The organism is Acinetobacter sp. YH12043 (assembly GCF_013419915.1).
Classification (GTDB): Bacteria; Pseudomonadota; Gammaproteobacteria; order Pseudomonadales; family Moraxellaceae; genus Acinetobacter.
On record NZ_VOZD01000001.1, the window covers coordinates 1 to 26,045 of the forward strand.

General features: G+C 43.0%; 20 protein-coding genes, 2 tRNA genes and 1 pseudogene. 14 read left to right on the top strand and 9 right to left on the bottom strand.

Annotated features, from left to right (window positions below):
• Window positions 1-337 precede the first annotated feature (337 nt).
• Together FTU01_RS00005 and FTU01_RS00010 are read left to right on the top strand one after the other, a co-directional pair.
• Window positions 338-1,054, top strand: a complete 717-nt coding sequence (locus FTU01_RS00005) for an ion channel (RefSeq protein WP_166139505.1) — start codon at window positions 338-340, stop codon at window positions 1,052-1,054.
• A 179-nt stretch (window positions 1,055-1,233) separates the two neighbouring features.
• Window positions 1,234-3,198, top strand: a complete 1,965-nt coding sequence (locus tag FTU01_RS00010; RefSeq protein WP_180137722.1) for a choline BCCT transporter BetT — start codon at window positions 1,234-1,236, stop codon at window positions 3,196-3,198.
• Window positions 3,199-3,262: 64 nt separating this feature from the next.
• Here the strand turns inward: FTU01_RS00010 and omp33-36 are convergent, their stop codons facing one another.
• Window positions 3,263-4,156: a porin Omp33-36 gene (omp33-36, locus tag FTU01_RS00015; protein WP_180017242.1), complete on the bottom strand. Its 894-nt coding sequence runs from the start codon at window positions 4,154-4,156 to the stop codon at window positions 3,263-3,265.
• Window positions 4,157-5,297: 1,141 nt separating this feature from the next.
• Here omp33-36 and FTU01_RS00020 point away from each other — a divergent pair.
• Window positions 5,298-7,007 (top strand): GGDEF domain-containing protein, encoded by a 1,710-nt coding sequence (locus tag FTU01_RS00020; protein ID WP_180137724.1) that lies wholly within the window; start codon window positions 5,298-5,300, stop codon window positions 7,005-7,007.
• Window positions 7,008-7,133: 126 nt separating this feature from the next.
• Window positions 7,134-7,601 (top strand): HIT family protein, encoded by a 468-nt coding sequence (locus tag FTU01_RS00025; RefSeq protein ID WP_166139514.1) that lies wholly within the window; start codon window positions 7,134-7,136, stop codon window positions 7,599-7,601.
• Between the two features lie 74 nt (window positions 7,602-7,675).
• Here the strand turns inward: FTU01_RS00025 and uvrA are convergent, their stop codons facing one another.
• Together uvrA and tenA are read right to left on the bottom strand one after the other, a co-directional pair.
• Complete coding sequence (gene uvrA / locus FTU01_RS00030; protein WP_180137727.1) at window positions 7,676-10,507, bottom strand: excinuclease ABC subunit UvrA; 2,832 nt, start codon at window positions 10,505-10,507, stop codon at window positions 7,676-7,678.
• A gap of 293 nt (window positions 10,508-10,800) precedes the next feature.
• Window positions 10,801-11,472, bottom strand: a complete 672-nt coding sequence (gene tenA / locus FTU01_RS00035; RefSeq protein WP_166136873.1) for a thiaminase II — start codon at window positions 11,470-11,472, stop codon at window positions 10,801-10,803.
• A gap of 222 nt (window positions 11,473-11,694) precedes the next feature.
• On the opposite strand from tenA, the gene FTU01_RS00040 reads away from it, so the two are divergent.
• The 4 genes from FTU01_RS00040 (at window position 11,695) to ssb (ending at window position 16,152) form a co-directional block, all read left to right on the top strand.
• The gene (locus FTU01_RS00040; RefSeq protein WP_004781554.1) at window positions 11,695-12,786 is read left to right on the top strand and encodes a DUF475 domain-containing protein; all 1,092 of its coding nucleotides are present in this window, start codon (window positions 11,695-11,697) and stop codon (window positions 12,784-12,786) included.
• 182 nt (window positions 12,787-12,968) lie between these two features.
• Window positions 12,969-14,027 carry an RNA-guided endonuclease TnpB family protein gene (locus tag FTU01_RS00045; protein WP_159123703.1) on the top strand — a complete coding sequence of 353 codons (1,059 nt, stop codon included), beginning with the start codon at window positions 12,969-12,971 and terminating at the stop codon, window positions 14,025-14,027.
• 124 nt (window positions 14,028-14,151) lie between these two features.
• A complete protein-coding gene (locus FTU01_RS00050; RefSeq protein WP_034170221.1) occupies window positions 14,152-15,516 on the top strand; it encodes an MFS transporter in 1,365 nt (454 codons plus the stop codon).
• A gap of 51 nt (window positions 15,517-15,567) precedes the next feature.
• The gene (gene ssb, locus FTU01_RS00055) at window positions 15,568-16,152 is read left to right on the top strand and encodes a single-stranded DNA-binding protein (protein WP_004781559.1); all 585 of its coding nucleotides are present in this window, start codon (window positions 15,568-15,570) and stop codon (window positions 16,150-16,152) included.
• Window positions 16,153-16,221: 69 nt separating this feature from the next.
• On the opposite strand, the pseudogene FTU01_RS00060 reads toward ssb, so the two are convergent.
• Window positions 16,222-16,675 (bottom strand): annotated as a pseudogene (locus tag FTU01_RS00060) (hotdog fold domain-containing protein).
• Window positions 16,676-16,813: 138 nt separating this feature from the next.
• Between FTU01_RS00060 and FTU01_RS00065 the strand changes: the two are divergent.
• The 5 genes from FTU01_RS00065 to FTU01_RS00085 all read left to right on the top strand — a co-directional run bounded on the left by FTU01_RS00065 (window position 16,814) and on the right by FTU01_RS00085 (window position 21,861).
• On the top strand, window positions 16,814-17,458 hold the full coding sequence (locus tag FTU01_RS00065; protein WP_180012429.1) for a TetR/AcrR family transcriptional regulator: 645 nt from the start codon (window positions 16,814-16,816) through the stop codon (window positions 17,456-17,458).
• A gap of 151 nt (window positions 17,459-17,609) precedes the next feature.
• Window positions 17,610-18,173 (top strand): alkyl hydroperoxide reductase subunit C, encoded by a 564-nt coding sequence (gene ahpC / locus FTU01_RS00070; RefSeq protein ID WP_005232609.1) that lies wholly within the window; start codon window positions 17,610-17,612, stop codon window positions 18,171-18,173.
• Window positions 18,174-18,417: 244 nt separating this feature from the next.
• Window positions 18,418-19,296: a pirin family protein gene (locus FTU01_RS00075; protein WP_180012427.1), complete on the top strand. Its 879-nt coding sequence runs from the start codon at window positions 18,418-18,420 to the stop codon at window positions 19,294-19,296.
• Window positions 19,297-19,710: 414 nt separating this feature from the next.
• Complete coding sequence (locus FTU01_RS00080; protein ID WP_125279600.1) at window positions 19,711-21,018, top strand: FAD-dependent oxidoreductase; 1,308 nt, start codon at window positions 19,711-19,713, stop codon at window positions 21,016-21,018.
• A gap of 3 nt (window positions 21,019-21,021) precedes the next feature.
• Window positions 21,022-21,861, top strand: coding sequence for a cyclopropane-fatty-acyl-phospholipid synthase family protein (locus FTU01_RS00085; RefSeq protein ID WP_159123709.1), 840 nt, complete (start codon window positions 21,022-21,024; stop codon window positions 21,859-21,861).
• An 81-nt stretch (window positions 21,862-21,942) separates the two neighbouring features.
• Here FTU01_RS00085 and FTU01_RS00090 read toward each other — a convergent pair.
• The 4 genes from FTU01_RS00090 to FTU01_RS00105 form a co-directional block, all read right to left on the bottom strand.
• Window positions 21,943-22,018 (bottom strand) — tRNA-Thr (locus FTU01_RS00090).
• A gap of 205 nt (window positions 22,019-22,223) precedes the next feature.
• The gene (locus FTU01_RS00095; RefSeq protein WP_004781576.1) at window positions 22,224-22,451 is read right to left on the bottom strand and encodes a hypothetical protein; all 228 of its coding nucleotides are present in this window, start codon (window positions 22,449-22,451) and stop codon (window positions 22,224-22,226) included.
• Between the two features lie 438 nt (window positions 22,452-22,889).
• Window positions 22,890-23,090 carry a hypothetical protein gene (locus FTU01_RS00100; protein ID WP_004781578.1) on the bottom strand — a complete coding sequence of 67 codons (201 nt, stop codon included), beginning with the start codon at window positions 23,088-23,090 and terminating at the stop codon, window positions 22,890-22,892.
• A gap of 205 nt (window positions 23,091-23,295) precedes the next feature.
• Window positions 23,296-23,386, bottom strand: a tRNA-Ser gene (locus tag FTU01_RS00105).
• Window positions 23,387-23,507: 121 nt separating this feature from the next.
• On the opposite strand from FTU01_RS00105, the gene FTU01_RS00110 reads away from it, so the two are divergent.
• On the top strand, window positions 23,508-25,388 hold the full coding sequence (locus tag FTU01_RS00110) for a potassium transporter Kup (RefSeq protein WP_104426719.1): 1,881 nt from the start codon (window positions 23,508-23,510) through the stop codon (window positions 25,386-25,388).
• Between the two features lie 67 nt (window positions 25,389-25,455).
• On the opposite strand, the gene FTU01_RS00115 is transcribed toward FTU01_RS00110, so the two are convergent.
• Window positions 25,456-26,013 carry a hypothetical protein gene (locus FTU01_RS00115; RefSeq protein WP_180057553.1) on the bottom strand — a complete coding sequence of 186 codons (558 nt, stop codon included), beginning with the start codon at window positions 26,011-26,013 and terminating at the stop codon, window positions 25,456-25,458.
• Window positions 26,014-26,045 lie beyond the last annotated feature (32 nt).

The following is a 26,045-nucleotide window of genomic DNA, read 5'->3' on the forward strand; positions in this document are numbered from 1 at the left end:
GAGTGATGGGAGAGAATGTTCAAGAGTGGATTCTAAATGTTCAGATAAAGACATAAAAAAATGAGCGTATTTACATACACTCATTTTTACTACATTTTACTAAAATTTGCTTAACTGACTGGCATTATCCTGATGGGGGCTTTTTTTATAGCTATAAATACGTAAGCTACCCAATGAAGAAGACATTGGGATAGTTTATCTAAAATTAAATATGACCATTTTTAACTGAGATTTCAATGATTTTTATACAATCCTGTTTCTATCCATTCGACAGATCATGCTATGTTAAGCCAGCGATAACAATAATGATGCTCGACAGGACATCAAGACAAATCTCATGAAGCACTCCCTGCTACGATTCTGGACCCATTTTAAGTATCTGCCTTCTGCGTGGCTGCTATGCCTGCAGTTACTGATTCTGATCCTGTCGATGCTGAGTTATGACAGCGTTTCTTATCGCGCGGGTACATGGATGCTGGGGGTGGTGGTCTTGCTGGTGATTGCCAAGGTAATTCGTCAGACTCCGATGTTTACCATTCTGGGACTCATCTTTGTCGCAGGGGCCATTTTCTTTTCGTCGCTGATTTTCTTGGGGCTGCGCTATACCTGGATCATGATCGTCGCGCATCTGTTTGAAGCCAGTGCCTATTTCAGTGCAGCGTATGGCCTGTTACGTTATATGTTTCATGACCGTTATCTGACCAAAGACGAACTATTTGCAGCGGGAGCAGTTTTCACATTGCTGGCTTGGGGCTTTGCTTTTCTCTATAGCATTTGCCAGTTATGGGTACCTTACAGCTTTTCGGACCCAGATCTAAAAGCTTATCAGCCGTGGCTGGATCTGCTCTTTCTGAGCTTTAGTGTGCAGTCTGCTACAGGATTATCTGATGTGATGCCGGTCAGTCCGGTCGCACGAATGCTTGCCATTATCCAAATGTTTGTCGGGGTAATGTATCTGGCCTTGATTGTTTCCCGTCTGATTGCCTTACAGTATATTTCCCATCTTCCTAAACAGACTCATATACAACATAAGCATAGAAAGCCTGAGGAATAGAACGTACAGAGCTGCATAGCTTGGTTACAGTAACTTAACGGCTTTATTTTCCTGAATATTTTAAAATCTTAAGGTCCAAAACGTATCTTTGATCGTAATTCTCTCGATCAGAATGTTTTTACTTATCAATAATGATTCAAGCCTCCCGGCATCCAATCTATTAAAAAAATGGGGGATCTATGCCTTCCAAACCTTCATCCTGGTTTGCCAATATCAATCCGAATGTCTTTATTAGTACAGTGGTGATTATCGCCATTTTTTTGGGACTGGTAATACTGGCACCTGATTCATTCGACCTGTTGACCAAGCAAATGAATGCGTGGATTACCACTTCATTTAGCTGGTTTTATGTCCTCTCCGTGGCGATCTTCCTGATTGTCCTGATTTATATTGCCCTGTCTGATATGGGGAAAATCAAACTCGGGCCCGACCATAGTCAGCCAAAATACAGCCAGGCATCCTGGTTTGCCATGCTGTTTACCGCAGGTATGGGAATTGGCCTGATGTTTTTCGGTGTTGCCGAACCGGTTATGCACTATGTCACACCGCCTGCTGGTGACCCGGAAACTGTACTGGCCGCACAGCAGGCTATTCGCGTGACCTTCTTCCACTGGGGCCTGCATGCCTGGGCGATTTACACCATTGTGGGTCTGTCATTGGCCTATTTTGCGTATCGACATAATCTGCCTTTAAAAGTTCGCTCCGCCTTGTATCCACTGATCGGTAACCGGATTCATGGCCCAATCGGAGACGGGGTAGATACTTTTGCCACCTTAGGGACAGTATTTGGGGTTGCGACAACTTTAGGTTTTGGGGTGACTCAGATTAATTCGGGTCTGAATTACCTATTTGGAGTTGAGCAGACCCCCAGTACTCAGGTCATTTTGATTATTGCCGTCACTGTAATGGCATCAATGTCCGTATTTTTTGGTTTGGATAAGGGCATCAAACGCCTGGCTGAACTGAATCTGCTGCTTGCCTTACTGCTACTCATCTTTGTTTTTGTTACCGGTCCAAGCATCTATCTTCTGCAGACCACTATTCAGAATTCTGGCCAGTATGTTGCAAACCTGTTCAGTATGACCTTTAATCTGTATGCCTATCAGCCTAGTGGATGGATTGGTGGCTGGACCATTATGTATTGGGCCTGGTGGATTTCCTGGTCGCCATTTGTCGGGATGTTTATTGCCCGAGTATCCGAAGGCCGCAGTATTCGTGAGTTCATTGTTGGGGTTCTACTGATTCCTACCGGATTTACCTTAATCTGGATGGGCTTTATGGGCAATGCTGCATTATTCAGTATCATGCATGAAGCCAATACTAATCTGCTTGAGGCAGTACAACGTGACTCTTCTGTAGCGCTATTCGAATTTTTAGGTAATCTGCCATTTAATTCGGTGACCAGTATCATTGCTACGGTATTGGTTATTCTATTCTTTGTCACTTCAGCAGATTCAGGATCATTAGTCACGGATTATCTCACTGCTAAAACCGAGAATTCACCGACCTGGCAACGTCTGTTCTGGACCGTATTAATGGCTTTATTGGCCATCATTCTGTTACTGGCAGGTGGGCTGGAAGCCTTGCAGTCGGCTACGATTATGAGTGCCTTGCCGTTTACATTTATTATGCTGCTGATTTGCTGGGGACTGATTAAGGCCCTGCATCTGGATGTAACGAAAATGCATGCGCTACAAGCTGCGCGTATTACCCCACGGGCCATTCAGAACCCGCGTAGCTGGCAACAGCGACTCGGTTTAATTATGCATTATCCGCATACGCATGATGAAGTACGTGATTATATTGATAAGATGGTCAGCAAAGCTTTTAACAGTTTTCAGGCTGAACTGAAACGTCGTCACATCCAGGTGAAAATCTTTAAACTGGAAGATGGGATCGAGTTACGTGTCGATCATCAGAATGAAATGAACTTTATTTATCAGGTCATTGCTACCCAGACTCTGGCACCGAGCTTTATGCCGGATGCGGATTCTCCGCAGTCTTATCAGGCAGAAGTCTTTTTAAGGGAAGGGGGGCAAAATTATGATGTGATGGAATGGACTCAAGAAGATTTGATCCAGGACATCATTGACCAATATGAACGCCATTTGCATTTTTTAAGTCTGGTCCGTTCTCCGGAATAGATATTTGATCCAATAAAAAAGGACGCTGATGCGTCCTTTTTTTACTCAGTCACTAATTCAGAAATTAGAAACGGAATTTAGCATTTAAGCCTACAGTTTGTGTATCACGAACTACATCATTTTGAGCAAGATTTGCTTCGTAGTTTGAGTTCACATAACTAGCACCTACAGCAACTGCTGGAGTGATGAAGTAGTTTACGTTTGCGCCCCAAGCTTTGTCTGGAGAGTTAGCGTAGCTAGATTCCATATAAGATGCACCAACGCTTAATTTAGGGTTGATGTACAAAGTAGTACCTAGGTTGTAAGCAGTATCTTCACCATAAACCAAGCCGCTTTCGAAGCCAAGTGACATGTTAGTGCCGTCAATTGCGCCTACATATTTAGTACGAGCAGTGATTGCATCTTGGTCTTCAGCGATTGTTTGAGACTCAATAGCAGCTTTAGCAACGCCATTGTTGAACATGTTGAAAGCGTCATAAGAAGTTTGGTCTGCAACGCTTGTGTAACCTACAGCTACCAGGAAGTTAGGAATAGGAAGTACACCTACTTCTAATGCATAACGGTCGCCATTGTCATCTGGGTTACCAGCTTTGCTATCAGTGATAGTATGGCTATAAGAAGCGCTTGCATAAGCAGGAACAACTTTAGTTGGGATGTAAGCTTCACCTTTTGCACCAAAAGTATGGTGTACAGTACGATCACCAAATTCTTGTCCGTTTTCGCCGTATGTATAAGCAGCAGAAACATTAGATGCCTGGTTGATGAAAGCAGCTTCAGCTAAAGGACCTTTAGAAGCGTCTACATCTTTGAAGTAGTAAGTACCTTGAACAGCGCCAGTGAAGTCTTTGTCATTCGCAGTGTTGTCGATGTACTCTGACTGACCTTGAACTTCAAATTGATATGCTTGAGCACCGGTCATGGCTAATAATAAAGCAGTGGCTAAACCGAGTTTTTTCATGATATTTACCATTTTGTTACAAAAGATGTACAACAGAAACGTATTGTATTGTGACAATTTATTAAGTCAATCCAATTCGAAATCGCTATTTTTTTGTACAAAATCATTGTATTGATTTTGTTTAATAGTCTTTTAATTAGAAAATTTAGTTATTTTAGAAAAAAGCTTAAATAACAATGTTGTATACTAAATAAATTGTTACATCTAATCAGGAAAATGAATTAATAAAGGATTTTTTGATTGTTTAATTAAGTTGAATAGTGGATTTTAATTCAAAAAACCAATTTATTTATCATGAAAATAATCATGTTTATTACACTGAATTTAAGAGAGGCGTAAAAACTGTAATATAAAGCAAATTTATGAAAGAATTGATCGGTTTAGCGACAAAATCAGGGTTGTAATGTGATGTATTTCACTGTTTTGTCTATAAATTGTGATATGTCATAAATCCTAGTAAATTAATGTGCTTTACATTGTTACCAAATTGACTGATAATAAAAAAATCAGGTTAGAGTTCATGTTTTTACATGATAATTTGACTGATTCTCCACATATTTTTGTTTTTATCGGCCCAGCTTTCCCCAAGGTTGGGCTTTTTTTTGCCAGAATTTTTTAGAAGCATCAGTCTACGGATTAGTTCATAAAAGAAGATTAGAAAAACTAGTATAGAAAGCCGTCAAAGATGATTCTTAAGTGCACCTTAATGGTGCATTATTTCAATTTAAAAATTGCTTCGTTCTATAAAGTTGCAAAAAAAAACCTCAATTTCTATATAAAATTGAGGTTTTTTCGCCAAAATTTGCGGGTAAATCAAAAAATCTGCTGAGGAATAATTTAACTCGCCCTAATGCAGTGCATTATGCACCTAATTGTTGCACGTGTAAATAGTTCAGAAAGCGAGTTTTTTAATTTTCTTATATTTTAAATTATGAAATTTTCATTCCTATTTATATTTTAGTGATAACAGATGAAAAATCCTGAAAATATAAAGAGTTAAAACCTTTAAGAACATAAGAAAAACCTTCTGAAAATCAAAGCAATTGGGAAGAAATATTGATGATGAGTAGGCGTTTATTTGTATAATCTATCTACTATTAAATGGGGAGTCCTTGATTCATGTGAAGGACTAAAAATCAAGATGAATACTTTGCGCTCTGAGAAAATCAGCAAACATCTGTACTGGTCGATGTCGATCATTATTTTATGTTTATTGTGTATTTGTATTCCCTTAATTATTGATAGTATTCAACATTATTTAAAATCAAAACAAACCTATCAGCAGCTTTATGCCTTACAACAGGTCACCGATCTCTCCAATAAAATCTCCCGGGAACGGGCACCTGCCAACAAAGTAATGTCTAGCTCGGTTGAGGAATTTGCCAAACATCAGCAGGAGTTAAGCGATTACCGTCAGGAAGTCGATCAACAGATGCAGATTACAGCTCAGGCACTTGATCAGGTTGGTTTTAATCACCTAAGCCAGCAACTTTTATCTGAGTTAAAGCCTAGTCTGCAATATGGGCGTAAGCAGGTCGATCTCTATACTCAAATACCTCGCCCGGAACGTACTGCACAGGAAATGGATCAGGCCATTCTCGCCATGTTTAGTGCCTGGGATAGCAGTCGTAAAATTCTGAAAGGAGTAGTGATTGCCTCTGCTACGCCATCTGCCCGTTTGGATAATTACATGAGTGAAATCCTGTTTTTATCTGATCTCAGGGATCAATCGGGTCGGGTAGCGTCAAATGTCATGGCACATGTGACATTTGGAACCCAGATTCCAGAGCAAAACATTACCCGTTCCTTGCAGGTCCAGCATCAGGTACGCTACCTCTGGGATATTATTGATACGCTACAGCCTGTTCAGGACAAAACTGATGAATTTATTCGTTTACATCAGCGGGTCGGAACTGAATTTATCCAGCAAGGTTTACCGATTGTGGAGCGACTGATTGAAGATAGTCGGCAGCAGCGTCCTTACTATTTAACTGGAACCCAGCTGACTGAAGCCATTGTAGATAAATTTACAACAGTGATTGATTTGCAAAGCTATTTACTGCAATACACCAAAGATGTGGCTATTAAGGAAATGCGCCACAGTCTGAATCATTTGATTTGGACAGTGGCCTTATCTGGAATTTCCCTGATTACGGCAATTTTGACCATGATTTTTGCGCGTAAACGCATCTTTATTCCTTTAATTCGGGCACGTAAAATTTTATTTGATTTGTCCACTGGGTCTGAACGGAAGCAAGCACCATCAAAACTAAAAACAGACCGGCCTACTGAATCCTTATTTACAGCAATTCAAAAACTGCAGCATACGCTGCAAGAGCGTGAAGCATTAGAATTTCGACTGAAAAATATTGCCCATTCCGATTCCGTGACTGGACTGGCTAACCGTTTTGCGCTCGATGAATATATCCGTTTTATGGAAACGCATCCGACCCAGTTTAAGCGAACCTGCCTGATGATTATTGATATTGATCACTTCAAACAGGTCAATGATCAATATGGGCATATTATTGGTGATCAGGTCATTCAACTGGTTGCAGAACGCTTAAAAGCCAATGTTCGAGCTTCGGATCTGCTGGTTCGCTATGGCGGTGATGAGTTTCTGGTACTGATTGAAAATATCGAGATGGAGCATGCTTTCATGCTGGCGAATAAAATCCGGACTGAGGTCGCTGAACATTCTATTCTGACCTCAGCTGATGAAGATATTCATGTATCGGTGAGTATTGGGGTGGCGATTGGCGCAGAGTCATGGATTGCTTTACTGGAACAGGCCGATGAGGCGTTATTTAAGGCCAAAGCCAAAGGACGTAATGTGGTGGCTGAGGTTTAAACCACTTAACTGAATTTTTTAAGCTAAACAGTCTGAAGAGTCATAATTTTATAATTTATATTGTTAAAAAATAAAGTAAATTTCATTGAAGTTTTTAAAAAATATAAAAATTTAGGGGATCTTAAAATGAGTAAAAATTGTATTTTCTGTCAAATGGTAAAAGGGGAATTGCCATGTCATTTAATCGATGAAAATGATGATTTTATGGCGTTTCTTACTATATTTCCCAATACATTGGGCGCAAGCGTAGTGATTCCAAAACAGCATTATTCCAGCTATGCCTTTGAACTGAGTGACCAGGTGCTGACAAATCTGGTTTTATATACCAAGCAGGTAGCCCTAAAATTGGATCGTTATTTTGATGACGTTGGCCGAACAGCAATGGTGTTCGAGGGATTTGGTGTCGATCATGTGCATGCCAAGCTATTTCCAATGCATCAGACTAAAAATACCCATGAAAAATGGCAGCCAATTAATTCTTCAGTCGATAAGTATTTTGATGCTTATGAGGGCTATATTTCATCGCATGATGCTCGAAGGGCGGATGATCAAGCGCTGGCACAATTGGCTGAAAATATTCGCTCAATCGCATAGTCAAAAATAAAAGCCCCTCTTCTAAAAAAAGGGGCACTCCCTCCTTTGAAAAAGGAGGGTTGGGGAGGATTAAATTACTTCAACAACGGCTTTAAGAATTTCCCTGTATGTGAAGCTTTGACCTTCACAACATCTTCAGGAGTACCTTCCGCGATAATCATACCGCCACCAGCACCACCTTCAGGGCCAAGGTCTACCACCCAGTCTGCAGTCTTGATCACATCCAAGTTATGTTCAATCACCACAATGGTATTCCCTTTATTACGTAGCTCATGCAGGATGTCCAGCAGCTTGGCAATATCATGGAAATGCAGACCAGTGGTTGGCTCATCCAGGACATACAGGGTTTTACCGGTATCCCGTTTGGCCAGCTCACGTGCCAGTTTTACCCGTTGTGCTTCACCACCAGAAAGGGTCGTCGCTGACTGACCTAAACGGATATAGCCCAGACCAACCTGATGCAAGGTTTCCAGACGACGATGAATCACTGGAATCGCATCAAAGAAATGCATGGCATCTTCAACGGTCATCTGCAATACATCAGAAATATTCTTGCCTTTGTAGTTCACTTCCAGCGTTTCACGGTTATAACGCTTGCCATGACAGGCGTCACACGGCACATACATATCCGGCAGAAAGTGCATCGCTACCTTGATCATGCCATCACCTTCACAGGCCTCACAGCGCCCACCTTTCACGTTAAACGAGAAACGGCCAGCGGTATAACCACGTGCTTTGGCTTCCTGAGTCTGTGAAAACAGTTCACGAATTGGAGTAAACAAACCGGTATAAGTCGCTGGATTCGAACGTGGTGTACGCCCAATCGGGCTCTGGTCAATATCAACCACTTTATCCAGAAATTGCAGACCATCAATTGAGTCAAACTTCTCAGCAGTCAGCGTGGTTGCACCATTCAGCTGAGTCGCTGCCAGTGGCAACAGAGTCCGGTTAATCAACGTAGATTTACCAGAACCTGAAACACCGGTGACACAAGTCATGATTCCCAATGGAATGTTCAGATCGACTTTCTTCAGGTTATGCCCGGCAGCACCCATCAATTTGATCTGTTCTTCCGGTTTTGGTGGCTGAACCCGTTTTTTCGGCACTTCAATTTTCAGTTTGCCAGACAGATATTTACCGGTCAGGGAATCTTTATTTTTAGCGAGTTCCTGATAGGTTCCTTCTGCAATCACATGACCGCCATGCACACCGGCACCCGGACCAATATCAATAATATGGTCTGCAGCACGAATTGCATCTTCATCATGTTCGACCACTAAAACGGTATTACCGAGATCACGCAGACGAATCAGGGTTTGTAACAGGCGATCATTATCACGCTGATGCAGACCAATCGAAGGTTCATCCAGCACATACATCACGCCCATGAGGCCAGCACCAATTTGTGAGGCCAGACGGATACGCTGTGCTTCACCACCAGACAGGGTTTCAGCAGAACGGGACAGGCTCAAATAGTTCAGACCGACAGATACCAGGAAGTGCAGACGCTCACGGATTTCCTTAAAAATCTTGTCCGCAATTTCACCACGCGCACCTTCCAGATTAATACCTTGATAATAGCTCTCGGCATCACCAATCGACATGCGAGTAACATCGGCAATGGTCTTGTCCAGAATTTTCACATTACGTGAGATTTCATTCAGACGTGAACCATCACAAGCATCACAGGCAGCATTAGAGAGATACTGCGCCAGATCATCACGCACATAATTGCTTTCAGTTTCGCGGTAACGGCGTTCCAGATGCGGCAAGATACCTTCAAATGGCATCACCCGGTTATGACGACGACCACGTTCATCAATATAGCTCAGGTCAATTTTTTCTTTGCCGGTACCGTAAAGGAATTTCTTCTTGGTGTTGGCATCCAGTTCATTCCAAGGCGTTTCTAGAGAAAAACCGAAATGCTCGGCTACTTTTTGCAGCATGCCATAATAATACGGACGCTGACGATCCCAGCCACGAATCGCACCTTGGCTGATGCTGACTTCCTGATTGGGAATCAGTTTGTCCGCACTGAAATGGCTGCGGGTACCCAGACCATCACAGACCGGGCAGGCACCAAAGGGATTGTTAAATGAAAACAGGCGTGGCTCCAGTTCAGCCACAGCGCGGTCACATTCCGGACAGGAGTGTTTGGCAGAAAATACGCGATCATCATTTTCACCTTTCATCCAGGACAGGATCGCAATATCTCCACCGAGACGCAGTGCAGTTTCAAAACTTTCTGCAATCCGGTTACCGAGATCATCACGTACCTTAAAGCGGTCAACCACGACTTCAATAGTATGTTTTTTCTTTTTGTCCAACTCGGGTGGTGGATCAATTTCCATGATCTCGCCATCGACACGTGCACGCACAAAGCCTTGGCTTTGCAGTTGCTCAAATAACGCTGTGTACTCACCCTTACGTTCACGCACGACAGGCGCTAACAATAACAGCGCAGTGCCTTCTTCCAGTTCTTTAACCGCATCGACCATTTCAGTTACGGTCTGTGCCACCATGGGCAGATCGTGTTCCGGACAGTAAGGTGTACCTACGCGTGCATAGAGCAGACGTAAATAGTCATAGATTTCGGTAATGGTACCTACAGTCGAACGCGGGTTATGGCTAGTCGATTTCTGTTCGATAGCAATGGCTGGGCTTAAACCCTCAATCGAATCAACTTCCGGCTTTTCCATTTGTGAAAGGAATTGACGCGCGTAGGCAGACAAAGATTCTACATAACGACGTTGACCTTCCGCATATAACGTATCGAATGCCAATGAGGACTTACCTGAACCAGACAGTCCCGTAATCACCACAAACTTGTCGCGTGGAATATCAAGGTTCACATTTTTCAGGTTATGGGTACGTGCACCTCGAATACGGATGTGACTTTGGCTCATGCAATGATCCTAGAAAATTCATCAAAAACCTTTATATGATACCGAATGAAAAATGTTCAAGTGCAAATAAAAGTATTTTAAACGTCAAGTTGTGTCGGATATTGGTCAAAAGATCAGTACTAAAGCAACTGGGGGAAAACGTAGATTAGATTTGCTCTTTTCCAAACATCTAATAGATAAAATTTCATGATGCATAACGACATCAAAATTAGCTTCACTTTCCATCATTTAGAGTTTGGTTTAAAAATAAAAAAGCCCTGCATTGGACAGGGCGTAGTCAATAGAAACTAAAATTAATCATCCAGACCTGGCCACTGGCGCTGTTCATAAGCACTGTCCCAGAACAACCATTCCAAACGTGCTGCATGGGTATAGGCCTGATGCATTTTTTCCAGAGTATCGGCATCGACCCGCGCTGCCACCCGATCCACAGTAGCAATTACATTGCGTACCGCTGTATGAAAATCTTCACCAGCATAAGTATCAATCCAGGCCTGATATGGATTATTCGGCGCCGCCTTATCGACAATATCCTTACCGACTTCTGCATAGATCCAGAAACATGGCAAGAGGGTAGCCAGAACCACCGGATAACTTTCTGCCCAAGCTGTTGCCTGTAAATAAGAGGTGTAATGATGGCAGGCCAGAGTCAAAGGTGTATTTTCAAATTGGGTTTTGCTGATGCCAAAATCCTGCATAAAGCCATCATGCAGGCTACGTTCGACCACAATGGCAGTTTTAGCGGCTTCACTAAACTGGATCACGTCATCTGCTTCAAAAGCTTTGGCTGCACACACCGCCAGCGCACGGCCATAGGCCAGCAGATAATGCGCATCCTGAATCACATAATGACTAAAAGCTTCACGGCTTAATGTTCCCTGCGCCAGCTGCTGGTTAAAAGGCAGCGCCAATGTCTTTTGATAAAGTCCGAGATTACGTTGCCATACGTCTTGAGAGAAACTCATACTGAAATCCTTAGCAGTTGAAGTCAAAATATCCAGCACTATAGCAAAGATGAATCTGTTTAAAAGATCAGCAAATCTGAAAAGCAGAAAATACCTAAAAATGGTTCAGGAAGTGCTTTGGTTTATGCGGCAAAAGTTTCATAATTGGGACAACTTTTAGTCTTAGTATTTCTCTACGTTTAAAGAAATGCATTTAATGAAATTTATCTAAGGTCGATATATATGTTGAAACACTTTGGTTTCTCAATCGTATTTTCGATCGTGTGTCTTGGTTTGTCTGCTTATTGGGGATTTACCCATGGTCCGGAAGCGGGCCTGCAAACCATGTTCACAGCACTGACCATCACCGCTATTCTGGCGATTATGGAAGTGTCGTTGTCGTTTGATAACGCGGTTGTCAATGCATCCGTCCTGCGCGGTTGGGATCATTTCTGGAAAATGATTTTCCTGACAGTCGGGATTCTGGTTGCAGTTTTCGGGATGCGCCTGATTTTCCCGGTGGTCATTGTGGCCGTGACTGCGGATATGGGCTTTATGGAAGTGGTGCAGCTCGCCTTAAATGCACCCAAAGAATATTCGGCCAAACTAATGGCACATCATGCCGAGATTTCTGCCTTTGGTGGTGCCTTCCTGATGCTGGTATTCCTAAACTTCTTCCTGGATGAAGAAAAAGACACCCACTGGTTCCGCATGCTGGAACGCCGTCTGGCGCATCTGGCAAACGTTCCGGCGATGTCAGTCTTTATTACCCTGATTGCCTTATTAATCATGGATTTCCAGGTCGAAGAAGCGAAACGTCTGGATGTTATTCTGGCGGGGATCTGGGGAATCGTGATTTATATCGGGGTACAGGTCCTAAGCCATATGTTAGGTGGGGAACCGGAAGTAGACGAAGAGGGTAATGCCGTTCGTCATGATGCTGAAGGCGTACCGACTGGCGTGGTAAAAGCCGGCTTTGGTGGCTTTCTTTACCTGGAAGTGCTGGACGCATCTTTCAGTTTTGACGGTGTAATCGGTGCCTTTGCGATTACGTCTGACGTGGTAATCATCATGTTAGGCTTGGCCATCGGTGCGATGTTCGTGCGTTCGATGACCATTTACCTGGTCGATAAAGGCACGCTGGATGCCTATATCTATTTGGAACATGGCGCGCACTATGCGATTGGTGCTCTGGCATTTATCATGCTGGCAAGCAGTACCGGTGTACATATTCCTGAAGTAGTGACCGGTCTGATCGGTGTGGCTTTCATTATCTGGGCAGTCATTGCTTCGATTCAATATACCAAGCGTCAGTTATTAAAAGCAGGCAAATAGCCCCGTGATCGCTGAACAGAAGCGTAGCTCCGGCTACGCTTTTTTATCCATTGGAGCGTAAAACCTCGTGGTTCAGCACGAGGATATAAGCGACTGGAGTAAACCACATGAACGACACGAAATGTCGTTTTAAATACTTGTACTATAGTCACTATTAAGAAAAATACTGTTAAAATAATTGGATGAAGACACTCAAATTACGCATAAAAGACAAACATTGCAAGGTGCTAAATCAGTTAGCATCCGAAGTAAATTTTGTTTGGAATTATGTCAATGATTTGTGTTTTAAACATCTTCAAAAAAAACAACAATTCTTTTCAGCATACGATATTGCAAAATACACGAAAGGCACATCGAAAGAATGCAACTTGCACAGTCAAACTATTCAGGCAGTGACAGAAGAATTGGTCACAAGACGCAAGCAGTTCAAAAAAGCAAAACTAAAATGGCGTGTCAGTAATAAAAAATCAGCTAGACGTTCACTAGGTTGGATACCGTTTAAAAAGGTTGCAATCAAATATGCTGATGGCTGTGTTCAATATGGTAAACACCAATTCAAGTTATGGGATAGTTACGGTTTAAGTCAATACAGGGTTAAAACAGGCTCATTCGTTGAAGATAGCCGAGGCCGTTGGTATGTATGTCTTGTAGTTGACAATGCTAAAACAGAGAAAACCACCGCTAAAACCTCAATTGGCATAGATTTAGGTTTAAAAGATTTAGCCACTTGTTCAGATGGTGTAAAACTTAAAGCCCCTCAAATCTATCGGAAATATGAACAAAAACTTGGTATTGCTCAACGTGCAAAAAATAAAAAACGAGTGAAAGCAATTCACGCCAAGATTAAAAATGTAAGACAAAACATGCTGCATCAATTCAGCCATAAACTAGTAAAAGAACATGCAGCAATCTTCGTTGGCAATGTGAATGGCAAAGCATTAGCGCAAACCAAACTAGCCAAGTCTGTGTTAGATGCCAGTTGGACAACACTAAGAACCATGCTCAAGTATAAATGCGAGAACGCAGGGGTATGGTATGAAGAAGTCAATGAAGCCTATACCACCCAAACTTGTTCGTGCTGTGGCTCACGCTCCAGTAGTCCGAAAGGTAGAGCAGGTTTAGGAATAAGAGAGTGGCAGTGTGGTGAGTGTGGTAGCTCATGGGATCGGGATGTAAATTCCGCACTGAATATTCTTGCGCTCGGGCATGAGCGTCTAGCAGTAGGAATCCCCTTGCTTTAGCTGGGGGAGGATGTCAATTTTCAGATAGTCCTCATCTTTATTTCAAATAAAATTCATGCATTCCTTTGAGCGGAATGGCCTATAATCTACGCATCAAGATTAACTAACTCGATCGCCAGACTTTATGATGAATGCCTTAGAACGTCGCTCGACCTTTGCCCTGAGCAGTATTTTCGCACTGCGCATGCTGGGGTTGTTTATGATCATCCCTGTATTCTCGGTAGCAGGGCAGTCATATGAATATGCTACGCCGGCACTGATTGGTCTGGCGGTGGGTATTTATGGCCTGACACAGGCCATTTTACAGATTCCGTTTAGCCTGATTGCAGACCGCTATAGCCGTAAGCCACTGGTGGTTTTGGGCTTGTTGCTATTCGCTCTAGGTGGTGCGATTGCTGCAATGTCTGACACCATTTATGGCGTGATCATCGGTCGTGCGATTGCGGGTGGTGGAGCAGTTTCAGCAGTGGTAATGGCCTTACTGGCCGATGTGACCCGCGAAGAAAACCGCATGAAAGCCATGGCGGTGATGGGCATGAGTATCGGCCTGTCCTTTGTGGTGGCCTTTACCATGGGGCCGTGGGTGACAGGACTGGTCGGCATTTCCGGTCTGTTCTGGGTGACCACCGTAATGGGCTTGGCTGCGATTGCGATGTTGTTGATGGTCCCTAAAGTTACCCGTCATCATAAAAATTTTCAGCAGGGCTATCTGGAGCAGCTAAAACAGGTCCTGAAAATGGGGGATCTGAACCGTCTGCATATTTCAGTATTTACCCTGCATTTGCTGCTCACAGCCATGTTTATTTATGTGCCATCGCAACTGATTGAAGTTGCTGAACTGCCATTATCGAGCCATGGCTGGGTCTATCTGCCGCTGCTGGTCGTCAGTCTGTTTTTTGCCTTCCCGAGCATTGTACTGGCAGAGAAATATCGCAAGATGCGCAGTATTTTCCTGACAGCGATTGGCGGGATTATTCTGGGTCTGTTGATCATGATTTTTGGCTTTGAATCCAAATATGTGCTGATCGGTGGATTAGGTTTATTCTTTATTGCCTTTAACGTCATGGAAGCCTTATTGCCCTCATGGTTGTCCAAAGCAGCCCCGATTCAATCTAAAGCCACTGCGATGGGCGTGAATGCCAGTAGTCAGTTTCTGGGCGCGTTTTTTGGCGGGATCATTGGTGGACAATTGTTGTTACTCAACAACACTTCGCTCGGTTGGAGTATTTTATCGGCAATTGCTATAATTTGGCTGCTCATGAGTTTTGGGTTGGCTCAACCACGCTATCTTTCATCGCTCGTGCTTCGTCTGCCAGAGAGTAAACAAACAGATGAATGGACTTCTCAACTTTTAGCGATTCGTGGTATTGAAGAGGTTGTGGTCATGTCTGAACAGCAAGTCGCCTTTGTCAAGGTCGATAAACAGCAGGTTGATGATGTTTCGCGACAACAATTAACGCACTTGTTAGGTAAAGAGGTAGCCATTTAAACATAACTCTTATAAAGTAAAATATAGAAATAAATAGGAAGTGTACGTCTGATGCGTGGTGTTAATAAGGTCATTTTAGTTGGTACTTTAGGTCGAGATCCTGAGACCAAAACTTTCCCAAATGGTGGTTCTCTCACTCAATTCTCTATCGCAACCAGCGATTCATGGACTGATAAAAATACGGGCGAACGTAAAGAGCAAACCGAATGGCATCGTATTGTGCTGCATAACCGTTTAGGTGAAATTGCACAGCAATATCTGCGCAAAGGTTCTAAAGTTTATATCGAAGGTTCATTACGTACCCGTCAATGGACAGATCAAAGCGGTCAAGAACGCTACACAACGGAAATCCGTGGTGAGCAAATGCAAATGCTGGATTCTGGTCGTCCACAAGGCGAGCAAGGCGATAACGGTTTTAACCAGCCACGTTTTAATAACAATAACCAGGGTGGCGGTTATGGCAATAATCCTCAAGGTGGTTATGGCTCAGCTCCTCAGCAAGGTGGTTTTAACAATAATCAGGGCGGTGGTTATGGCAACAATAACCAAAATAACCAGGGTGGTTATGCGCCGAAGTCTGCACCTGCTCCAGTAGCAGCGCCTGCAGCTGATCTGGACGATGATCTTCCATTTTGATCCCGATATTAGAAAGGTAAATCATCATGAAAACCCGCCATTTGGCGGGTTTTTCATATCTAGGTTCTTCTATTTTTTCACGGACACCCACATGGTGATCACTGCCCGAAATATGACTTCTTCTGCAGTATCTTTAATTTCTACATTGACCAGATAATCGCTGCCTTCGTTCCATATAAAGTTAGGCTCGGCGGGTGTCGCAATCGCGATCAGATCAGTAGTGGCTTTTTTGACATATTCGACCTGCATACCCTTGGGAATCCAGCGATGAGTTTTCGGAACGGTTGCATCGGTCATGGTGCCGCCTGCCAGTTCAGCCATGTTACACATGGCAATCGCGTGTACAGTGCCTAAATGGTTCAGCACGGCACGATGTTTCTGCACAATATTCAGGCTTTAAATCTTCAAACAGTGGAGAAATACTGCCGAAATAGGGTGCTTTTAGACAAAGTAATTTAGAAAAAAGATATTTACCGGCTGGCTTATTTTCTAGGCTTTTCCAGATTTTTAGGGCTTGGCTCATATATAACTTCCTGTATATTATTTTTAATCAGAATAATATTCTCATACAGAATATTATTCTGTATTAGCACATCTGACAAAAACCAGACATCAGGCTGCCAGCCTGCTTTCAAAAATAGAGAGGATTTAAATATTAAAAATGCAAAACATGGAATTGCTGGAAAGGATTTTTAAGGGAAGACGGGCTTTACTCAAACGTCAGATTCTGGAATGTGCATTGACAGAGTTTCTGCGTACAGGCATTGCTGCGACTACGATTGAAATGATCCGTGATCAGGCCGATACCAGTATCGGGGCGATCTACCATCATTTTAAAAACAAGGAAGGGATCATTGCAGCACTGTATATTTCAGCACTTACAGATCAGTCGGAGCAGCGTTTGCAGGCTTTGTCACAAGTTCAGGGTATTGAACGAGGTATACAGGCAGTGATTCAGAGTTATATCGATTGGGTTGTAGCATATCCTGATTTTGCCCGCTTTCTTTATGCCGCGCATCATACAGTTCAAAATAGTGACTTCAAAGAGGAATTGCAGCAGTCGAATCAGCAGCGCAATCAGGAATTAAAACAATGGCTGGCTCAGCAGGCAGATATCAGTCAATTACAAGCTATTCCCTTAGAACTGCTTATGTCACTGATCATTGGACCCACTGAAAGTTATTGCCGGAGCTGGTTATCTAGTCGAGTCCACGCCTCTCCTAAACACTATGCAGCAGCCTTGGCAAAATCGGCCTGGAAATCTATACAGCATTTTCAAGAAAGTAAAACCGTCAAAATCGATTAAACAAATCAGAAAGATAAAAATAAAAGGAACTATAAATCTAAAAAACCGATAGTTTTAATAAAAAGTTACGGTTTTACCTATTGGTGATTTTTGCGTATTCTTAACTACATCAAATGAACACACACTTTCACGAATAGATAGGAATAGACTTATGAGTTTAATCAATACTGAAGTTAAGCCATTCAACGCAACTGCTTACCACAATGGCCAATTTATTGAAGTGTCTGAGCAAGACATGAAAGGCAAATGGTCTGTAGTATTTTTCTATCCTGCTGACTTCACATTTGTTTGTCCAACAGAATTAGGCGATCTTGCTGATCAGTATGCTGAATTCCAGAAACTGGGCGTAGAAATCTACTCAGTATCTACCGACACGCACTTCACGCACAAAGCTTGGCACGATACTTCTGACGTGATTGGTAAAATCCAGTATCCAATGATCGGCGATCCAACCTGGACTTTGGCGAAAAACTTTGAAGTGCTGATTGAAGCTGATGGTCTGGCGGATCGTGGTACTTTCGTGATCGATCCAGACGGTAAAATCCAGATCGTTGAAATCAACGCGGGCGGTATCGGTCGTGACGCGCAAGAACTGCTTCGTAAAGTAAAAGCGGCTCAATATGTACACGCTCACCCAGGTGAAGTATGTCCTGCAAAATGGAAAGAAGGTGAAGCGACTCTTGCTCCTTCAATCGACCTGGTCGGTAAAATCTAATTCGATAACACTTTATCGAAATTAAAAAACCCAGCCCTCAGCGCTGGGTTTTTTATTATCTACTGCTCATGACTACCTAAATTAACGTCTTATAGCAAAGCTAAAGTTATAAGTAGCTACACAGAAATCTAAGAGTCGAACCGTCTTATATTTGAAATACTGCATTCTAGAAGTACGGTATTGATGACTGCTGATAAAGCTTAAAATGGCTGCATGTTCATCCTATTGTGTATAGGAGTAAAAGATGAAAAAAATTATTGGTGTTTACCGTAATCAAAACATGCACTGGGTTGGTGACGGCTTCCCGGTGAAAAACCTGTTTTCTTATGACCGTTTGGGGCAGGCCATTAGTCCATTTTTATTGCTGGATTATGCAGCGCCGTATCACTTTGCGCCAACCACTGAGCAGCATGGTGTAGGTTCACATCCGCATCGTGGTTTTGAAACTGTAACCTTGGCTTATCAGGGTGCAGTGACCCACCAGGACTCCAGTGGCGGTGGCGGTACGATTCAGACCAGCGATGTGCAGTGGATGACAGCGGGTGCAGGGGTGGTGCATGAAGAATTTCATTCTCCAGATTTTGCGCAAAAGGGCGGCCTGTTTGAAATGGTTCAACTCTGGGTCAACTTGCCAGCCAAAGACAAAATGACCGCGCCACGTTATCAGGCCATTACTGCAGCTGAGATTCCACGGATTGAAATGGATGAAGGTGCAGGACATATCCGGGTGATTGCCGGAGAATTCGGAGGTCATCATGGCCCTGCGCATACCTTTAGTCCGGTGAATGTCTGGGATGGCGAGCTAAAAGCGGAGTATGAAACTACGTTGCATGTACCTACCGGACATAATGCTTTGCTGGTTGTACTGGCGGGTGAGCTGGTGGTAAATGGCAGTCAAAAAGTCCTGGATAGCTCTATTGTGATGTTTGCGCGCGATGATGATCCTGAAATTCAGCTACAGGCCGATCAGGACACTAAATTTTTGCTTTTGACCGGTGAGCCGCTGAATGAACCTATTCAAGGCTATGGCCCATTTGTAATGAATACCAAGGAAGAAATTATTCAGGCATTTCAAGATTTTAATCAGGGTAAATTTGGTGAAATCGCGGTACAGGCCGAATAATACAGTCAGTCTTAAAACAAAGAAGCCTCTGCACAAGCAGAGGCTTTTTTTTCTAATGCGCTGGAATTTCTTGTCGTTTTTACGAGTTTCTTGGATAAATTCATTTTGTTTATCTCTATGAATTTATCTCTTTCTTGTGCTGCATATTATAGAGTGTTTTGCGGTCTTTGTAAACCGATGATTAAAAAATCGGTTAATTAAATCATTTGTTTTTTAAAGATTTATTTTTAAATATTTAAATATAATGGCGGTTTAAGTTACTCTATATAAAGACGTTTTTTGCTATTCAAAAAATGTAATTTATTTGTAAAGTTACGTTAACTCAGACTTACGAAAAAAAAGTATTCTGGAAGATTTTAATAACCTATTTGCCGAAAGCATGGTTCATAATTTCTTTTAGTTTTTCAATGACGGATGATCAGATTGGATATCGCAGTAATTGGTAGTGGCATGGCTGGACTGGCTACTGCCAGAATTCTTCAGGACGCAGGACATCGCATTACTATTTTTGAAGCGCTTCAAGGTCGCGGCATGGACAGTCATAGTCTCGAATTTGAAGGAGGCCTCATTGACGCACCTTTACGTGTGATGAATCCTTATCTGTGGAAAAATACCTTAAGTCTGGCGACTCATCTGGGCATTAAAACTTACCCGGTACGTACCTATATGGCCTGTAGCTGGCTGTTTGAAGACCGGGTAGAAACCTGGCTAACCACGTCACGTAGCCGGATTGGCAATATTCCGATTATCAATAACCGCAAAGGCATCCAGCAATATGGCTGGCGTCTGGTTAAAGGTTTGCTGCAACTCAAAACAGCCTTGGCAAAATTCTTTAAATCCAAAAATCAGGACATCAGCCTGGCAGAATTTATCAATCGCAATGAGATTGAAGAAGTGTTCTGGCATGGTGCGGTGATGCCGGTGCTGTATACCATCTGTACCTGTAATCCAAAAACCATTGGTGAATGGCCAGCCAAACCTTTATTGATTTTCCTGCGTCAGCTAACGGATGGTGATGCCTTATTACGTATGCAGGGCGGTACTCCGGCTTTGGTAGACAAGCTGATTGAAGGCATTCACATTGAAAGTGGTGCGCCGATCGTTTCGGTAAAAGAGCAGGGCGACAAAGTACTGGTAGAAAATGCAGCTGGTCTGTCGAAAACCTTTGATCGTGTGGTTGTGGCGACACCAACCAATCATATTGATGAATTCCTGGATCATGAACAGTTTGGCCGTGATATCGAGCTGTTAAAGAAATTCAAATTTGAACAGGGTGAATTGGTCATTCACCGCGATAGCAGCGTGATGCCACCGAAACGTAAGGATTGGGCTGTACTCAGCTATATGATGGATCGCAAGTTTACCCGTCAGCAATTTACGGTTTGGCTGAATGCGGTTGAACCGAGTCTGGTGGGTAAATCACCAGTATTCCAGACCTGGCGTCCTGTGACTGAGATTGATCCGAAAAAAGTGATTTCATCAGTGACCTTGACCCGTGCGGTGGTGGATGCTAATACCATCGCCCTCAATAAAGAATTACAGCATCGTCATCTGGAAATGAACCGTAAAGTGTTCTACTGCGGCTCATGGTCATCGGACGGTTTACCAATCTTGGAATCTGCAGTGACTTCTGCCATGAAAATTGCTGCAATTATGGGAGCACCGTTGCCATTTGAAGGACTTAAACCTAAGATCGAGGTAGCACCCCAACTCGGTTATTGATTGATGCAATGGTTTCAGGCACTTCGTCAGCGTCTTCCTCAACATAAATATGCAATTGATGCTTCGTTGCTGGGAGACCAGTCGCAGTTGCCCTGGAGCAATCTGGGTTATTGGCGGGAAGGGCAGCAGGATTATGTAGCTGCCTGTCGAACTTTGGCCGACCATTTGGCAGAAATGGTCGGTTTAAATTCAAAGGATAAATTGCTGGATCTGGGCTGTGGACAGGGTGCCAGCCTGTTGCACTGGCAGCAACACTATCAGGTGCAATATCTGGCCGGTGTAGAACTTCAGCCTGCTTGTGTGGCGAATATTCAGCAACATTTACCTAATCTCAATGCCATCTATCCGGCTTCTTTCCTGCGTTTAAAAGACATGCATTTTTCCCAGCGCTTTGATGTGGTGCTATGTCTGGATGCTGCCTATCATAGTTCCGTTCCCGAACTTCTAGATCAGGTACGCAGTGTTTTGAACACCAATGCACGGATTGGCTTTCATCATCTGATCTTGTCTGAAAAATGGAACAGCTTGAATGCGCTGCAAAAGCGTAAATATCAGTTTCTGCTGACATCCGCCGATGTCAATTTAAAAAACCTGATGTTGAAAAATGAGCTTTATCATTGTTTGGAAAATTTTGAATTTAAGAATATTCAGATTGAAGATCTGTCCGAAGCGGTATTTTCAGGTTTTGCTGATTATGTAAATCAGAATTTAAATACAAAGAAATTGAAACAAAAAGGCAAAAGACTGGATCAGTTTAAAATCCAGATGACGGCAAAGCTTTGTCAGAAGTTATATCAGGATGGGATTGTAAGATATGTGCAGGTGACGGCACAGGCGATCTGAGTATTCAAGGCAAAAAACAGCTATATAAAAATGCCAAACCCAGAAACATCAAAGCCTCACTAAAAAGCGAGGCTAAGAAAATGGTGCCGGCACACGGATTCGAACTGTGGACCTACTGATTACAAGTCAGTTGCTCTACCAACTGAGCTATGCCGGCGTTGTGGAGTGCATTTTACAGATTTTTCTTAAGGGCGCAAGCCAAAAAATAACCGTTCAATCTTATAACCAATTTTTTATTGCTGATCATTGAATCATCTTCACTCAGGCATCTACATTTAAATCATGAAATTGCCCATATCAGTGATATGGGCAAGGATAAGGGGTTGATATTTAAAATCTATTATGAGTGAGTTAAAAGGGAATTATCTGCTTTTGAGTATCCGATCCAGGTCTTGTGCGCATTCCTCTAAAGTAAAGGCCATATCAAACTGCATTTGAGGTTTGAGTTCTTGAGCAAGACTTCTCCACTGTTCAATTAATTTTAGGGCTTTTTGAATCTTATGTTTGTTGACGTCTTTGGCAATGGTCGGGGTATAACCACCGCGTTTGGCATTTTTTATCTGTTTCATGTAGTTTGCGCTGTTATTCATGTCCACTCTCCGAATAGCAGTGTTTCCACTTTTTTCTAACCCAAATAAGGAAGACTCAAGCAATAACGTTTTCTATCTTTAGGTTTTTATTCTCCTTTTATCCTGTTTTGATTCCACCATAACATAGCGATGATGACAATTAAATTAAGCTATTTTTATGCCAGTTTTTGTCTCCATCATATAAATAAACTAAAAGAAGAACATAAAGTTAAGAAATTAATAAAAATGGATATATCATGGTTTTATCCAGAGAATTTATTTCAATATATCTCAACCTATATCCTTACATCTTTAAATCTATCAAAAGAAAAGGCAAGCAATACTCATCTCAAAAATAACCAGTAAAATGAATTATCCTTTTTCAATTCATCTGTCCAAGATGCTCACTTTTAAGGTTTTAGACTATAAAAAAAGCCCAATATAAAATTGGGCTAGGGCTTAAGGCTCGACTTCTAGCGGATCACCATCTTCAGGACGAAGATGACGTGTGCCATCATCCGCAGGATCTACACTTGATCCATCTTTGGTGATCGGATTGTACATTTCATCCTCTTTTTTATCGTCAGTGAACTCCTCATCTTCGAAATCCAGAGGCTCATTATCATCATCAAAATTTAGGGGTTTTTCATCATCTTTCATAGCGATCCATCATTTTTTACCAAGATAGGATCATGCTCGAATATTCCTCAGTGTCATTCAACAGCCATCCGGCATCATTTATGTAACTTGTATAGTTATTCTTTTATTTTTAATCCATTCCCTAATAATTTCGGCAACAAAAAAGGCTTAAACCCTTTAGATTTAAACCTTTTGAGACATCATGTGGCGACATGATAATGATATTTGGCGGTGAGAGAGGGATTCGAACCCTCGATACGCTATAAACGTATACACACTTTCCAGGCGTGCTCCTTCAGCCACTCGGACACCTCACCATGGCCGTGGATGATATAGAAAAAAAGCCAGTCTGCCAAGCTTGAAACAATTGATTTGCGGAAAAACTTTGAGCGCAATGCTATGATTCGCAAAAATGCTTGTTAAAAACGAAGACGATATATGCAAAGCACTGCACAGAAAGCAGCTCTCCCGGTAATTACGCTGGCTGCGCTTGGGGTTGTTTTTGGAGATATTGGAACCAGTCCATTGTATGCACTACGCCAATGTTTCCTGACGTCGCACCTTGCCATTAGTGAAGCTTCGGTGTTGGGCATTTTGTCCTTGATCTTCTGGTGCATCATGCTGACGGTGAGCTTCAAATACGTCACTATTATCATGCGTGCCGATAACAACGGTGAGGGCGGAATCATGTCCTTGCTGGCTCTCAATTTGCGAACCACACGCATTTCTGATGACAAGAAAATTTACCTGATTGCGCTCGGCTTTATTGGGGCATCGCTGTTTTTTGGTGACGGGATCATTACCCCGGCAATTTCTGTGTTATCTGCGGTTGAAGGGCTGAGTATAGCCACACCTGTGTTTAATCAATGGTTAGAACCTCTATCGATCGGGATTATTGCGGGACTCTTTCTGGTACAACGTCATGGTACTGGAACCATGGGCAAATTTTTTGGTCCGTTGACCTTACTCTGGTTCCTGTCAATTGGTGGTTTCGGTTTGTGGAGTATTATTCAGACCCCGACAGTACTGGCTATGGTGAATCCATACTGGGCCTATCATTTTGTGGTCGATCAGCCTTTTGTAGCCTTCTTGACCATGGGCGCCGTGATTCTGACCATGACTGGTGGTGAAGCCATTTATGCCGATATGGGGCATTTTGGTCGTCTGCCGATTCGTCTGGCTTGGTTCATTATCGTATTGCCATGTTTGTTGCTCAATTATGCTGGACAAGGGGCATTATTGCTGCGCCGTCCTGAAGCACTGGAAAATCCTTTTTATATGCTGCTTCCGGAATGGGGCTTATATCCAATGATTGGTTTGGCCACAGCAGCTGCTGTGATCGCCTCACAGGCCGTCATTACCGGGGTATTCTCCATGGTGAATCAGGCCATTCAACTGCGTTATTTGCCACGCCTGAGTGTAAAACATACCTCAGCCGAAGAGCGTGGCCAGATTTATCTGCCCTTCATTAACTGGATGCTGTTTATTTCTGTAGTGATTCTGATTTTACTCTTTGAAAATAGCGCCCGCTTAGCGAGTGCTTATGGGGTCGCAGTCACCATGACTATGCTGTGTGGTACCATTTTAATCAGCATTCTGGCTTATGGTTTCTGGCGCTGGCCAATCTGGAAAGTAGTGTTATTTGCCACACCATTCCTGATGCTGGATCTAGTTTTTGTAGCCTCAACTTCTTTAAAAATTGCATCAGGTGGCTGGGTGCCGATCCTGCTCGGGGCGGCATTATTTACGATTCTGATGACCTGGAAAGATGGTCGTGCACTGGTCTTGAACCGTCTGGAAAAAGATGCGCTACCAATTGACCTGTTTATTAAGAGTATCTCAATTGGGGGAGGCACCAAGTTTGTGCCGGGTGAAGCGATTTTCCTGACCGGAACTCCGACCATTGTGCCGCATGCGATGTTGCACAATATCAAGCACAACAAGGTGCTACATGAGCGCAATATTCTAGTGACGGTTATTACCCGAGATATTCCTTTTGTAGGCGATGAAGAACGGATTAAATTGGAAAAACTCAGTGAGCATTTTTATCGAGTGACAATGTATTACGGGTTTAAGGATCAGCCCAATATTCCGGAAGCATTGCAGCATGCGTATGCAGAATGGGGCTTTGAATATGACCTGATGCAGATTAGTTTCTTTATCTCCCGGGAACGGATTATGCATACGGTGGGAGAGGGAATGGCACCTTGGCGGGAAAAACTGTTTGTTTCCATGCAGCGTAATACCAGTCCGGTCAGCGACTTCTACCAGATTCCGACCAACCGGGTAGTTGAACTGGGTAGCCAGATCGAGATGTAAAAATAAAAAAACCAGAGCGAGGCTCTGGTTTTTTAGGGGAGAGAAATTTAGAAAGCTTTATAACAAATTATTGTTCTGTTGCTTCTGTCTCAGCCGGCATTTCAGGGGCGGCGTTTAAAGGTGCATCTACCGCAGGATCAGCTTCAGCTTCTACTGCAATTTCAGTTTGCTCAGTCATCGCAGCTGCTTCAGGTGCAGCAGCTTGCTGTTCTTCAAGAACTGGTTGCTCTACAGCTTCACCCATAGTCATTTCCTGTTCTGTAGCAGGCGCTGCTGGTTCAGACTCAAGATTGGCTGGAGCTGGATTGGTATCCGGCATTTCTGGTTGTGCAACAGGTGCATCAGGCATGCCTGGTGTTGGCATTGGCTGATTTGGCATTGATTGTTGTGGCTGTTGGCCTGGCTGAGCGGGTGCAGACATTGGCTGGTTTACCAGACGGATCTGTCCAGAATTCACCAGGCTTTCCAGTGAGGCTTGCTGACCATTTACAGTGGTACTAATTTTAGCTTTAGATAAGCTTTCAAGTGTTTCACCCGCTTGTACAGGAGGCTCAGCGAATGCGCCGGCACTGATCACACTTGTAAATATTCCGAGACCTAATAACTTAGATAGTTTGGAATTCATAAATTAACTCCATTGCTAATAATTGTACGTAA